Origin of the sequence: Suilimivivens sp., assembly GCF_037359455.1 — a bacterium.
GTDB lineage: Bacteria > Bacillota > Clostridia > Lachnospirales > Lachnospiraceae > Suilimivivens > Suilimivivens aceti.
Map to the genome: position 1 here is coordinate 52194 of NZ_JAXXXI010000034.1, position 14318 is coordinate 66511.

The window sequence follows — 14318 nt, forward strand, 5'->3', positions numbered from 1 at the left end:
GCAAAAATGTTATTTTAAGGAACAAAAAGATGAAAGATTTTGAAATGGAAAATAAGACAGTGGAAACAGAAAGCATACCAGCAGTCATTCTGGAGAATCTGACGATCCTGCCGGGTGCTGTGATCCACTTTGATCTGCATAAAGAAGAAGCCATTTCCTCTCTTGAGCATGCCATGGCAGAGGGAGGACGTGTTTTTCTGATCACGAAAAGAAAGCAGGAATCAGAAGCAGCCCATCCGGAGAAGAAGCTCTATGCCATTGGAACGGTAGCTGTTATAAAACAGATCACAAAGCTTCCAGATCACGTAGTCCGGATCCTGGTAGAAGGTCTTTATCGGGGAAAGCTGATCGGATTACAGAAGAAAGAAAACAGATATTTCTGTGCAGATTTGCTGAAGATGACAGATGAGGGGTCAGGCGGACTGGAAGCAGGTGCAGAGATCGAGGCCATGCTGCGTCAGGTTAAGGATTCTTTCCGGGCTTATATGGCATTTCATCCAAAGCTGGGACAGAATCTTGCAAAACGCTATGATTCCATCACTGATCCCGGCAGACTGGCAGATGAGATGGCCATGAATATGCCGATAACCTTTGAACAGAAGCAGCAGGTACTGGATGCCTGCGACCTGAAGGAACGGTATGAGATCCTGTGCAGCATACTGATAAATGAAGTGGAAATTGCCAAAATACGGTCGGAGCTTGTACAGAAGCTTAAAGGGAGAGTTGATAAAAACCAGAAGGAATACCTGCTTCGTGAGCAGCTCCGTTATATCAGGGAGGAACTGGGTGAAGATGGATCCCTATCCGATGCAGACCAGTTTGAAAAAACGCTTTCTACGCTGCAGGCGACGGAAGAGGTAAAAAAGAAAATAGCAAAGGAAATCGGAAGATTCCGCAACCTGACAGGAAACAGCTCTGAAAGCTCCGTAGAGAGAGGCTATATCGAAACCTTGCTGGAGCTGCCCTGGGATAAAGCATCTGTTGACAATGAAAGCATGAAACGGGCAGAGGAGATCCTGAACAGAGATCATTACGGTCTTGAAAAAGTAAAGGAAAGAATCCTGGAGTTTCTTGCGGTGCGCTGTCTGAACCAGAAGGGAGACAGCCCGATCCTCTGTCTGGTAGGACCTCCGGGAACCGGCAAGACATCCGTAGCAAGGAGCGTGGCAGAAGCCCTGAACAAAAAATATGTCAGGATCTGTCTTGGAGGTGTGCGGGATGAGGCAGAGATCAGGGGACACCGTAAAACTTATGTGGGAGCTATGCCGGGACGTATCATTACGGGACTCCGGCAGGCTGGAGTAAAGAATCCGCTTATGCTTCTTGACGAAATAGATAAAGTGAGTAATGATTATAAAGGAGATACGTTCTCAGCTCTTCTGGAAGTGCTTGACAGTGAACAGAATGTAAGATTCCGTGACCATTATGTGGAAATTCCGGTGGATCTTTCAGAGGTACTGTTTATTGCCACAGCCAATACTACAGAGACGATCCCAAGGCCACTCCTTGACCGGATGGAGATCATTGAGGTCAACAGCTATACGCAGAATGAAAAGTTCCATATTGCAAAGGAGCATCTACTCCCCAAGGAACTGAAGAAAAACGGACTCTCAAAGAGTATGTTATCCATTAAGGATAGTGCATTGAAAGCGGTGATCGCGTATTACACAAGAGAAGCCGGGGTCAGAGGTCTTGAGAGAAAGATCGGGGATATCTGCCGGAAAGCAGCCAGGGAGATCCTGGAACGAAGAGAGGAAGGAAAGGAAGAAACACAGATTTCTGTGACAGCGTCCAATCTGGAGAAGTACCTTGGCAAGAAAAAGTTTACCCAGGAAAAGGCAGACAGGCATCCCAAGACGGGTATTGTCAGAGGGCTTGCCTGGACCAGTGTGGGCGGTGAAACGCTGCAGATCGAGGTAAACAAAATGCCGGGAAAAGGGGATATCGACCTGACTGGTCAAATGGGCGATGTGATGAAGGAATCCGCGATCATTGCCATGAGCTATGTAAGATCCATCAGTCAGGAATACGGTGTGGATCAGAAAGTCTTTAAAGAATGTGATTTTCATATCCACATCCCGGAGGGAGCAGTACCAAAGGATGGACCGTCTGCCGGTATCACCATGGCTACGGCCATTTTCTCAGCAGTTACAGGAGAAAAGGTGCGTGGTGATCTGGCAATGACCGGTGAGGTCACTCTGAGAGGAAGGGTTCTTCCCATAGGAGGATTGAAGGAAAAGCTTCTGGCAGCCAAAATGGCAGGTGTGACAGAAGTACTGGTACCTTTTGAAAATAAAAAAGACGTGGAAGAGATCTCAGAAGAGATCCGTGAAGGACTGACCATCACCTTTGTCAAGAGCATGAAGGAAGTCCTGGAGCACGCACTTGTAAACCAAGGGAGAAAATAAATGGTTATCAGAAATGTAAGTCTGGAGACGGTATGTGGTATTACAAGCCAGATTCCGGAGCATGAAATACCGGAGTTTGCCTTTGCCGGCAAGAGTAATGTAGGCAAGTCATCTCTGATCAATGGCCTGATGCTCAGAAAATCACTGGCAAGAACCAGTGCACAGCCAGGCAAGACACAGACGATCAATTTTTATAATATCAATAATGAGTGTTACTTTGTGGATCTGCCGGGTTATGGTTATGCCAAAGCCGGAGAAGAGGTCAAGGCACAGTGGGGAAAGATGATCGAGAATTATCTTCATACCTCAAAGCAGCTGCAGATTGTATTCTTATTGGTAGATATCCGGCATGAGCCATCCGGAAATGACAAGCTGATGTACAAGTGGATCCTGGATCAGGGGTTTTCGCCGGTGATCATAGCAACCAAGCTTGACAAGATCAACAGAAGCCAGGTGGCAAAGCATGTAAAAATGATCAAAGAGGGTCTGCAGACGGTGAAGGGAACTATCGTGATTCCCTATTCGGCGCAGACTAAGCAGGGAAGGGAAGAGATTTACGAGTTGCTTGATACCTATCTTGAAACAAGAGAGGGAGAGTGATCAATATGTCTTATGACAAAAAGAAAACTTACTGTAAGGTATTTGTGAACCTGGGATTGATGCTGTTACTGATCCTGTTCTGTCTGTTTGGATTACCAAGGCTGATCGTGTGCTTCATGCCTTTTGTAGTGGGCTGGATCATTGCCCTGATCGCAAGCCCACTTGTGCATTTCTTTGAAAAAAGGCTGAAGATACGTCGGAAGGCAGGTTCGGCTTTTGTGATCATTGCAGTAATTGCTATCGTGATTCTTGGCGGTTATTTCATTGGATCAGCGCTGATCGAGCAGGCGGTTAAATTTATCGGGGATGTTCCGGATATGTGGCAGGCGGCGCAGACTGATTTTAACCATATCGGTGAGAATCTTTCCAAAGCAGCCAGATTTCTGCCAAAGGAATTACAGATGACGATTACGGATATTTCCGTAAATATACAGGATTATATGGGAAATGTGATCGGCAGTGTCAGTGAGCCGACTGTGGAGGCACTTGGTAATTTTGCAAAAAATATTCCGGGTATTGTGATCGGTATTATCATGGGACTGTTGTTTACTTACTTTTATGTGGCAGATAAGGATTATATACCCGGTATTCTGGAAAAAATACTGCCAGAGTCAATATTACTCCGCTTTGACATGATCAGAAGGGGACTTGGCCGGGCAGTAGGCGGTTATTTCAAGGCGCAGATTAAGATCGAGATCTGGATGTATTTTCTTCTTGGAATTGGATTTACCATTTTGAGGGTAAAATATGCGTTTATCATTGCTATTGGTGTAGCATTCCTGGATTTTCTGCCTTTTTTTGGAACAGGAACTGTACTGATCCCATGGGCAGTCATCAAATTTTTCAGCGGTGACTATAAGATGGTGATCGGGCTTCTGATCATCTGGGGAGTAGGACAGCTTGCAAGACAGATCATCCAGCCGAAGATCGTAGGAGATTCGGTAGGATTATCACCCATGCCAACGATCATCCTTCTTTTTGTAGGATACAGGGTGGCAGGTGTGTTTGGCATGATCGTTGCAGTTCCGGTAGGGATCATTGTACTCAATCTTTACGAAGAGGGGGTTTTTAACACAACGATCAACAGTCTTAAGATTTTATATGCGGGTATCAGTAATTTCAGGCATCTGACAGAAGAGGATATGGAAGAGGTAGAGAAATACAGGAAACGGGAACTGGCTGAGAAAAAACTAAGGGAAGAGAACACGGAAGAACAAAAAAACCAATGAATCAGTCGCATGTCCTGACAAGGCAGGACAGAAATGGAGGAGCATTATGAAAATTACCGTTTACAACTGCAGAGATTTTGACGAACGAGAATTGTTCCTGAAGTATGAAAAGGAGCTCGGTGTGGAGATCCAGCTTTGCACCTGCGCACCGACACAGGAAAGTGCAGCACTTTCACAGGGAAGTCTTTGTATTTCCATTATTACTACGGAAATGCCGGCGGAGCTGCTTGAAACCTTTGCGTCTTATGGAGTGAAGTACATTGTTACAAGATCCATAGGATATGATCATATTGATATAGCAGCAGCGAAAAGACTGGGGATCACCATAGCAAATTCTCCTTATGGGCCTAATGGGGTTGCTGATTATGCGACCATGCTGATACTGATGACAATCCGTAAGATGAAGAGCATAGAAATGCGTGGTGCAGTACAGGATTATACATTAAAGGGACTGCAGGGAAGAGAGCTGAAGGATCTGACTGTGGGAGTCATTGGTACCGGCAGGATCGGAAGAACTGTTCTTTCCAATCTTTCCGGATTCGGGTGTAAAAGGATTGCCTATGATATCTATGAAAATGACGAGGTGAAGAAAAGCGGGGTTCATTATGTGACACTGGATGAAATGTGGCAGCAGGCAGATGTGATCTCGCTGCATGCACCCCTTACAGAAAAAAATCATCATATGATCGGAGAAGATGCCATCAGCAAGATGAAGGATGGTGTAATGATCATAAACACCGCAAGAGGAGGACTGATCGATTCAGAAGCACTGATCCGTGGCATTGAATCAGGCAAGATCGGAGGAGCAGGGCTTGACGTAGTTGAGAATGAGTTTGGTCTGTATTATAATGACCGCAGGGAAGATATACTGGATAACAGGGAATTGTATCTGCTCAGAAGCTTTCCCAATGTTACAGTCAGCCATCATATGGCATTCTATACAGATGATTGCGTACGTACCGTGGCAAGAAATGCAATTATGGGATGCACATATTTCGCGGAAGGAAAGGAAAATCCCTGGGAGGTAAAATAGATTGCGTAATTTCAAAATTATCCTGCAGTATGAAGGAACCAGATACCAGGGCTGGCAGAAGCAGGATACCACAGGAAATACGATCCAGGGTAAGCTGGAAGCTCTTTTAACCAAAATGGCTGGTGAAGAAGTATCTGTGCAGGGATCCGGCAGAACCGATGCAGGAGTGCATGCCAGGGCGCAGGTAGCCAATTTTCACTGTAATACAGAGAAAACACCGGCGCAGATCATGGAATATATGAACCTTTATCTGCCGGAGGATATAGCAGTCATTGACATCTGTGAAGTGGAAGAACGTTTTCACAGCAGGCTGAATGCAAAGGGAAAAACCTACTGTTACCAGGTAGTAAATTCTGCAGTTCCGCATATATTTGAGAGAAGGTATGCCATTCAGATAGAAGAAAAACTGGATGTACCTGCGATGAGAAGGGCGGCAAAGCTCCTTAGTGGAACACATGACTACAGGGCATTCACATCTCTGAAAAAGAGTAAAAAGTCAACAGTAAGGACAGTTGACAGCATCAGGATAGAGGAAAGTGAAGCGTTGCCCGGACTTTCCGGTGACAGGGCAAGGAAGCTTACCTTTACATTCAGCGGAGATGGATTTTTGTACCATATGGTGCGGATCATGATGGGAACGCTGCTGGAGGTAGGTCTTCATAAGAGGGAGGCTGAAGATATCCCTGCTGTTTTTGATGAGGGAAGAAGGGAAAGAGCAGGAGAGTTAGTACCGGCAAAGGGACTTACATTAATGGAGGTTCGTTATCTGTGCAGAAAAGAAGAAAAATAATCTTCTTTCTTTATCTGATTCTGGTGGTCAAACTGGTTATCTTTAAATATCCGATAGAAGATCTGAAGGCAATTGCAGCCTCCTGGCAGAAGGATGTGATACTGGAGGGTCTGTATACGGCGAATTTTACACTGTTTAAGACAATCCGCATGTATATTGATTATGCCTATAAGCTGAACAGCTTTGAAAACCTTGTGGGAAATATCGTACTGTTTATCCCCTTTGGGTTTCTGCTTCCTCTCTGTATGAAGCAGGGATGTAATTTTTTTGTGATGCTGCTGAATGCATTTCTTTTTGTACTTGGCATTGAAGTATTTCAGCTGTTCAGTGCTTTTGGTGCATTTGATGTGGATGATATTCTGCTTAACTGCCTTGGTGCAGTGATGGGATATTGTCTGTACATTATAGCAAAGGCAATAAAGAAACAGAAAAGAAAAAAGGAGAGACAAGAAAATGGCTGATTTTTTCAAAAATCTGAAGGCAAATGAGCTGATCTCAGCAATCATCTGTATGGCACTCGGGATCGTACTGATCATCTGGCCGGGAACATCTGTGAAGGTAGCTTGCATGATCCTTGGAGGGGCACTGCTTCTGTATGGAGTACTGCAGATCATCCTGTATCTTTTTGCAAAGGAAAGGACGATCTATCTGCAGGGCATGCTCCTGTTTGGAATCGTGCTGGCAGTGATCGGTGCATGGATCCTGCTGAAACCGGAAAGTATCATGAAAGCGGTTCCTGTGATCGTTGGCATTATTATCGTGATCCACGGAATCAATAATGCTGTCCAGTCTGTTGATCTGAAAAAGCTGGGTTATGGAAACTGGTGGATTGCCTGCCTGCTTGGTCTTGCAACCATCGTCCTTGGTGCTGTGCTGATCTTTAAACCATTTGGTGTTATCAATACTGTGACGAGAGTGATCGGCGGGTTCCTGATCTATGATGGATTATCAGATCTCTGGATCCTGTCAAGACTGTTTAAGGCCAAAAAAAATTATCAGAAGATCGTGGATGTGGATGCCAGGATCATTGATGAGGATGAAAAATAAAAAAACAGTTGACAATCGTATACTGGGATGATAGTATACAATACATAAAAGCGAAGGCGCTATGGAAGAGATCCGTAGCGCTTTTTGTTTTATAGGCTTTAAGCTGAATCCTCTGATACTAAGGGAAGAGCGGAGGAAAACAAAATAAGAAGGAGTGGAGCAAAGGAGCTCGTTTAAAAACGGATACTTTGCCTCCACTCTTTTTACATGAGGAGGAAAAAATATGACAGAAGAGATTTTTAGTGTTGTGAACGGTGAAGTATTTGGTGTCTGGTTCCTGATTGGAGCAGCGCTCGTGTTCTGGATGCAGGCAGGGTTTGCAATGGTGGAAACTGGATTTACCAGAGCAAAGAATGCCGGCAATATCCTGATGAAGAATCTGATGGATTTCTGTATTGGTACAGTAGTATTTATTCTTATCGGATTTGGACTCCTGTTTGGAGAAGATCTGGTTGGGCTGATTGGAAAGCCGGGATTTGATATTTTCACAGATTATGCTAATTTTGACTGGTCCAATTTTGTATTCAATCTGGTGTTCTGCGCAACAACAGCAACAATTGTATCAGGAGCTATGGCTGAAAGAACCAAATTCCTTTCTTACTGCGTTTATTCAGCTGTGATTTCTGCATTTATCTATCCTGTTGAAGCACACTGGATCTGGGGTGGCGGCTGGCTTTCACAGATCGGGTTCCATGATTTCGCAGGTTCCTGTGCAATACATATGGTAGGCGGTATTTCCGCACTGATCGGTGCATGGCTGCTCGGACCGAGAATTGGGAAATTTGTAAAGGATGCTAAGGGCAGAATCACGAAAGTAAATGCATTTCCTGGTCATAACCTTCCTATTGGATGTCTCGGCGTATTTATCCTCTGGCTTGGCTGGTATGGCTTCAATGGTGCTGCATGTACAAGTGTTGAACAGCTTGGCTCTGTATTTGTAACAACTACAGTTGCTCCGGCAATTGCAACAGTGGTATGTATGATTTTTACCTGGATTAAATATGGTAAGCCTGATGTGTCTATGTGTCTGAATGCTTCTCTGGCAGGTCTTGTAGCAATTACTGCTCCCTGCGATGTAACAGATGTAACAGGGGCTATCATTATAGGTGCAGTTGCAGGTCTGTTAGTAGTATTTGGTGTGTGGTTCCTTGATAACAAGCTTCGTGTAGATGATCCTGTTGGCGCAGTTGCAGTGCACTGCTTAAATGGTATCTGGGGAACAATTGCAGTTGGTCTGTTTGCTACAACCTCTGCTCCTGGAAATGACAGCATAGTTGGTCTCTTCTACGGTGGCGGGTTCAAACAGCTTGGACTTCAGCTTGCCGGCTTTGCAAGTGTTGCAGCATGGACAACAGTTATGATCACAATTACCTTCCTGGTAATTAAAGCAACCGTTGGTCTCCGCGTGAGTGAAGAGGAAGAGATTGTAGGACTGGATTCCTGTGAGCATGGACTTCCTTCCGCATATGCAGGCTTCAGTATCATGGATATTTCTAATACCATGACAATGGATGTGAATGAAAACACAGATCTTGGTGTTTCTGATTATGATTCAGCATCCAGCTTCCAGAAGAAGGCAGCAGTAAATGTTGTGAAAGCACCCGAGATGCTGACAACTGGAATTTATAAGGTAGTGATCATCGCAAAGCTTTCCAGATATGATCATCTGAAGAAGGCAATGAACGATCTTGGTGTAACTGGTATGACGGTAACACAGGTTATGGGCTGTGGTGTTCAGAAGGGTGCTGGAGAAATGTATCGTGGTGTTGAAGTAGATGCTACACTTCTTCCGAAGGTAAAGGTAGAAGTAGTAGTCAGCAAGATCCCGGTAGATTCCGTGATCGCAGCAGCAAAGAAAGCACTTTACACAGGTCACATCGGAGATGGCAAGATCTTCGTATACAATGTGGATAAGGTTGTAAAGGTACGTACTGGAGAGGAAGATTTTGAAGCTCTGCAGGATGTAGAATAAAGAAGCGTGTATCTATTCCCTTAGTTTAGTATAGCGAAAGGCTCCGGATTATCCGGAGTCTTTTGCTGTCATAGCTGACACAAATGTCATAAAAAGGAAAACACAGATAAAATAAGGCTTTCCTGGCATTGCATTTTCAAAACGCGTATTGTATGATGAATTCAAATGATAAACGTATTCTGGTAAAGAAGGGGAGGAAAGGTAATCAAATGAAACGAAAACTGGCAGCGATTGGAATGGCATTCTGTCTGATGACCGGTACGGTCAGTGCTATGGGAATAGAAGCGGCTGCAGCTGAAGCAGCAACAGTAACAGGAACAGTAAGATCAGGGACAACATCAGATCTGCTCTTACTCTCTACGAAAGAGGGGAATATGGAGATCAAGCTGGACAGTGGTACAGATACAAGCGGATGCAAGTTCCTGCTTCCGGGCAGTCAGATCAGTGTGACTGTAACCCATGGATCAGATGAGTATCTTCATGCGACAAAGCTGAGTGGAAGCACGACAGTCACCGGTGTGACAGTGGATGCCTCCAATGTTTCCACTGTTTCCGGCAGTGTCAGCGAAAAGACAAAGGATGGACTGCTGGTGCTCAAGACGGCGCAGGGGGAAATGGAGATCAAGCTGGATACTTCAACAGATATGAGTGGATGCAGAGTACTGGTGGCAGGCAAGACCTACAGCGTAGCAGTTGCCAGAGGCTCTGATGCCTATATGCATGCGGTAAGTATTTCGGATTCTGTAGCAGCATCATCATCTGCAGCAGCAGCGGGTCTGACACCTGCGCCTTCAGGAACTGTTACCGCACAGCTTACAACAGTGACCGGTACAGTCGGTGACAAGACAAAGGATACCCTTCTGTATCTTGTTACTTCAGATGGCACCATGGAGCTTGTAATCGACAGCTATACAGATTCCAGAAATGGAATGGTACTGACACCTGGCAGATCACTTACCGTAACCTGCTACAGAGGAAGTGATGCCTATATGCATGCGGCATCTATTTCAACGACCAAAACCTATGGTGGACTGGTAACGATCGATACCAATACTTCTACAGTCACCGGAACGATCGGAAGCAAATCTACAGAGAATATGTTATATCTGACGACACAGCAGGGAGATATGGAGCTGAAGCTGGATGCAGTCAGAAGTGTGACAAACTGCAAGGTACTGGTAGAAGGCTCCAGAGTTTCCATTGTGTGCGCCAGAGGAAATGATGCTTATATGCATGCGCTGGAGATCAAGGGTGCCTGAATAGGCTTTTCTGATAACAGATTTTAAACAGAATTGAAAATCCCTGTGAATGACTAATATGGTCAAACACAGGGATTCTTTATGCTCTGCAGAAACTGCAATGCTTCAGTATCCTGACAGAAAGCTCCTATACGGTAATGGTGTAGGAAGCTTCAAAGGTCTGATGGGGTGCAAGCTTATTGCCCCATTCTCTTTCAGTAAGATCACCGTCGAAATATTCGTCATCACAGCGTCCATACCAGGGCTCGATACATACGAAGGGAGCATTTTTACCCGGAGGAGACCAGATGCCGAAAAGAGGAGCTTCCATTTTGACAGTCAGGTAAGGCGTACCATCCTTCCTGCAGAGAGCAACAGTATCGGTCTGATGATCTTCAATGACAAGGGCGTCATGATCAAAAAGGTTGCTGGTAAGGGAAAGATGACCATCTGCCAGATGGTAAATATCCATGCAGCCGGTAGCAAGCCCCTCTTCACTGATCCTTGTGCTGACAATCTCGTCAGTATCAGCAAAGGAAACAGAATAATCGCTCTGCTTTGTTCCTTCGGTAAGTGGACAGTTGAAGGCAGGATGTCCTCCAATAGAGAAATACATCTGCTTTTCAGAAGGATTCTCTACCTTCCAGAGGACGGCAACAGTACTGCCCTCAAGTCTGTAGCCCAGATTTAAAATAAAAGGGAAGGGATACCTTGCAAGGGTTTCTTCTGTCGATTCCAGTGTAAACCAAAGTTCACTTTCAGTCTGCGTTTCCAGTTCAAAATCCATGTCTCTGGCAAATCCATGCTGTGTCATGGAATAGGTCTTTCCTTCAAAACGGTATTCCTTGTTTTTCAGACCACCTACAAAGGGGAAAAGAACCGGTGAGGTCCTGCCCCAGAATTTTGCATCGCCGCACCACATATATTCCTGATCGTCAGCGAGCTTTTTGAGAGATTTCAGCTCTGCGCCATGACTGTCAACAGTAATGGCGATTTGTTCGTTCTTTAATTCATATAATGCCATGTCAGACTCCTGTTCTATTCGTTTTGTAACTATTTTGCGTGATTCTGAATAGTTACTTTATTTTACATCAGATAGACAATAAAGTGCAAGTCCGTATTTTGGGACACGTAAAATGATATGCTTATGTTATCAAAGAGAGAGCGGAGGATTTATCATGAAAACATTTCTGAGGACCGTTAGCGTATCGGTATGTCTGGTGCTGATCACAGTACTCTGCATATCAGGGACAGTGATGAGCAGGGAGAAAAGAACAGAAGAAGCAGAAGGTAAATATTACAGAGAGCTGGGAAGCATATATGCGGAAGAGATGCGGGAATTTCTGAAGGGACAGGGCTATGCGGACTGTGGAGTAACCGTGACTTCAGTGGAGGATGAGAGCGGAGCAAGAAGGTATATTGTAACGATCCATCATGGCAGGATCGACAGAATGACGCAGACAGAAAAAGAAAAGCTGCTCGCAGAGTGCGGAACGGTTTTGTTCCCTGACAGGGCATGTAGTGTTTACCATAAATTTCTGGAGGAAGACTGCTAAAAGAAGCATGACAGACAAAGAAAGAATGCGTATAATGGGAATATCAGCATAAAAGAGATTGCTGATCAGGAGGAATATATGATGAGACAGAATCCCATGCCGCAGCAGATCTACAGACATTTCAAAGGTAATTTTTATCAGATCGTGACACTGGCAGAGCATACAGAAACAGGTGAGTGTCTGGTGATCTACCAGGCACTGTATGGAGATTACAGAATATATGCGAGACCGCTTTCCATGTTTATGGAGAAGGTAGACAGAGAGAAATATCCGGAAAGCACGCAGGAATACCGGTTTGAGATTGCGGATGTACCGGCGGTGAGCATAGAGGGCGGTGCACGACGCACAGAACAGGTAGAGTGTCAGGCAGAGGAGGGAGGTCTTGATCCGCTGGTGATCGAGTTCCTGGATGCAGACAGCTATGAAGAACGTCTGAATATCCTTGCAGCGCTTCATCACCGGATTACAGATGACATGATCAATACCATGGCGATAGCTATTGATGTGGAAGTAAGAGAAGGTGAACTGGAGGAGCGATACAGCGAATTGAGGAATTGTCTTCTTCTTTATGATAAGTTTGAATGTAACCGGCTCAGATAAGAGGAAATCTATGAAATACGGACAGATAGAAAAGGCATATTTTGAGAGCAGGCCAAACCGCTTTATTGCTTATGTGGACAGGCTTTCACAGCAGGAAAAGGTACATGTGAAAAATACAGGACGCTGCAGGGAGCTCCTTTTGCCGGGAGCAGAGGTATATCTTGCCAGAGGCAGTGAGGATAAGAAGGAAGAGAGGAAGACGAAGTATGATCTGGTTGCCGTGAAAAAAGGGGAGCGGATCATCAACATGGACTCCCAGGCACCGAACCAGGCAGTTTATGAATGGCTTTTGGAAAAGAAGCTGTTTCCGGATCTTGTATCAGTAAGACCGGAAACAACGTATGGTGATTCAAGGTTTGATTTCTATGTAGAAACGCAGGATGAAAAGATATTTCTGGAGGTAAAAGGTGTTACCCTGGAAAGGGATGGGGTGGTATTATTTCCTGATGCCCCCTCAGAAAGGGCTGTAAAGCATGTGAAAGAGCTGATAACAGCTGCCAGAAATGGATTTGGTGCTTATCTTATCTTTGTGATCCAGATGCAGGATGTCCAGTACTTTATGCCAAATGAAGAAACGCAGCCTGAATTTGCAGAAGTGCTGCGGGAAGCCAGAAGGGAAGGCGTGAAGATCCTTGCTTATGACTGTCAGGTGACACCACAGAGCATGGAAATCCGGAAACCGGTGCCGGTGAAGCTTTCCCTTCTTGACAGGATTGAAAAGCCGCTGCTTTCCTGGTATGACAGGGGAAGACGGATCCTTCCCTGGCGTGAGGATCCGACACCATATCATGTATGGGTATCTGAGATCATGCTCCAGCAGACGAGAGTGGAAGCGGTGAAGCCTTATTATGACAGGTTCATGCAGACACTTCCGGATATTGCATCACTGGCAGCTGCAGAGGAAGAAACGTTGTTAAAGCTGTGGGAAGGACTTGGGTATTATAACAGAGTACGGAATCTGAATAAGGCGGCAGTCATGATCATGGAAGAATATGGTGGCAGGATGCCGGATGAATATGAGGAGATCCAGAAGCTTCCGGGGATCGGAAGCTATACAGCAGGAGCCATAGCATCGATCGCCTATCACAGAAAAGCACCGGCAGTGGATGGCAACGTCCTGCGGGTACTTGGGCGGCTCAGGATGGATGGCGGAGATATCATGCAGCAGTCCGTGAAGAAAAGAGTAGAAGAGGAACTGTTCCTTTCTATGGGAGAAGAGAGACCGGGCGACTTTAACCAGGCTCTGATGGAGCTTGGGGCTATGGTATGTATTCCAAACGGAGAACCAAGATGCGGCCAGTGTCCATGGGAAAACCTGTGCCTTGCCCACAGGGAGGGGAGAGAAACTGAATTTCCTGTAAAGTCTGCAAAAAAGCCAAGGACAATAGAAGAAAAGACAGTGCTGATCATTTTGGACGAAAACAGGGCAGCACTCTGCAAAAGACCGCCAAAGGGACTGCTTGCAGGTATGTATGAATTTCCTTCCATCAGTGGGAAGCGGACAGAGGAAGAGGTTCTTTCTTATTTGAAAGACAGAGGACTCTCTGTACTTAGGATTGAACCCTTAAGAGAATGCAGACATATTTTTACCCATAAGGAATGGCATATGACAGGCTATTTCATCAGGGTAGATGAACTGAGCAGACAGACAGACGGGGAGTATATCTTTGCGGAGAAGAATGAGGCGAAGGACAAATACCCGATCCCCTCTGCGTATGATGTTTACAGAAAGTATTTCTATGAAAAGATCGTCTGAAGGTCTGTTAAGGAAATGTTTAGGAAACCTTAAGATTGATAAGGTGGGAAAAAAAGACAATATATGTTATACTTTCCCTGAAATCATGA

The 14318-nt window shown here is 45.2% G+C and carries 13 protein-coding genes; 12 read left to right on the forward strand and 1 reads right to left on the reverse strand.

All coding sequences use genetic code 11. The annotated features are described in order from the left end of the window. Positions 1 to 29 precede the first annotated feature (29 nt). The 9 genes from lon to WJQ40_RS04925 all read left to right on the forward strand — a co-directional run bounded on the left by lon (position 30) and on the right by WJQ40_RS04925 (position 10338). On the forward strand, positions 30 to 2408 hold the full coding sequence (gene lon, locus WJQ40_RS04885) for an endopeptidase La (protein WP_337538227.1): 2379 nt from the start codon (positions 30 to 32) through the stop codon (positions 2406 to 2408). Next, positions 2409 to 3008, forward strand: coding sequence for a ribosome biogenesis GTP-binding protein YihA/YsxC (gene yihA / locus WJQ40_RS04890; RefSeq protein WP_118798916.1), 600 nt, complete (start codon positions 2409 to 2411; stop codon positions 3006 to 3008). Positions 3009 to 3013: 5 nt separating this feature from the next. Beyond that, the gene (ytvI, locus tag WJQ40_RS04895) at positions 3014 to 4237 is read left to right on the forward strand and encodes a sporulation integral membrane protein YtvI (RefSeq protein ID WP_337538229.1); all 1224 of its coding nucleotides are present in this window, start codon (positions 3014 to 3016) and stop codon (positions 4235 to 4237) included. A 46-nt stretch (positions 4238 to 4283) separates the two neighbouring features. Continuing rightward, positions 4284 to 5270, forward strand: coding sequence for a D-isomer specific 2-hydroxyacid dehydrogenase family protein (locus WJQ40_RS04900; protein WP_262575119.1), 987 nt, complete (start codon positions 4284 to 4286; stop codon positions 5268 to 5270). 1 nt (position 5271) lies between these two features. Beyond that, a complete protein-coding gene (truA, locus tag WJQ40_RS04905) occupies positions 5272 to 6060 on the forward strand; it encodes a tRNA pseudouridine(38-40) synthase TruA (RefSeq protein ID WP_262575118.1) in 789 nt (262 codons plus the stop codon). Then, positions 6039 to 6521 carry a VanZ family protein gene (locus WJQ40_RS04910; protein ID WP_337405683.1) on the forward strand — a complete coding sequence of 161 codons (483 nt, stop codon included), beginning with the start codon at positions 6039 to 6041 and terminating at the stop codon, positions 6519 to 6521. The genes truA and WJQ40_RS04910 overlap by 22 nt, the downstream gene beginning before the upstream one ends. Next, positions 6514 to 7107 (forward strand): DUF308 domain-containing protein, encoded by a 594-nt coding sequence (locus WJQ40_RS04915; protein WP_118798921.1) that lies wholly within the window; start codon positions 6514 to 6516, stop codon positions 7105 to 7107. Before WJQ40_RS04910 ends, WJQ40_RS04915 begins: the two co-directional genes overlap by 8 nt. A gap of 223 nt (positions 7108 to 7330) precedes the next feature. Further along, complete coding sequence (gene amt, locus WJQ40_RS04920) at positions 7331 to 9079, forward strand: ammonium transporter (RefSeq protein ID WP_337538234.1); 1749 nt, start codon at positions 7331 to 7333, stop codon at positions 9077 to 9079. A 209-nt stretch (positions 9080 to 9288) separates the two neighbouring features. Further along, positions 9289 to 10338 (forward strand): hypothetical protein, encoded by a 1050-nt coding sequence (locus WJQ40_RS04925; protein WP_337538237.1) that lies wholly within the window; start codon positions 9289 to 9291, stop codon positions 10336 to 10338. Between the two features lie 127 nt (positions 10339 to 10465). Here the strand turns inward: WJQ40_RS04925 and WJQ40_RS04930 are convergent, their stop codons facing one another. Beyond that, the gene (locus WJQ40_RS04930; protein ID WP_118798924.1) at positions 10466 to 11341 is read right to left on the reverse strand and encodes an aldose 1-epimerase family protein; all 876 of its coding nucleotides are present in this window, start codon (positions 11339 to 11341) and stop codon (positions 10466 to 10468) included. Positions 11342 to 11495: 154 nt separating this feature from the next. Here WJQ40_RS04930 and WJQ40_RS04935 point away from each other — a divergent pair, with 154 nt between their 5' ends. From WJQ40_RS04935 to mutY, 3 genes are all read left to right on the forward strand, one after another. Further along, positions 11496 to 11873 (forward strand): hypothetical protein, encoded by a 378-nt coding sequence (locus tag WJQ40_RS04935; protein WP_337405676.1) that lies wholly within the window; start codon positions 11496 to 11498, stop codon positions 11871 to 11873. Between the two features lie 78 nt (positions 11874 to 11951). After that, positions 11952 to 12473: a DUF1653 domain-containing protein gene (locus tag WJQ40_RS04940; protein ID WP_337405674.1), complete on the forward strand. Its 522-nt coding sequence runs from the start codon at positions 11952 to 11954 to the stop codon at positions 12471 to 12473. Positions 12474 to 12483: 10 nt separating this feature from the next. Continuing rightward, the gene (gene mutY / locus WJQ40_RS04945) at positions 12484 to 14229 is read left to right on the forward strand and encodes an A/G-specific adenine glycosylase (protein ID WP_337538239.1); all 1746 of its coding nucleotides are present in this window, start codon (positions 12484 to 12486) and stop codon (positions 14227 to 14229) included. The last annotated feature ends 89 nt before the right edge of the window (positions 14230 to 14318 follow it).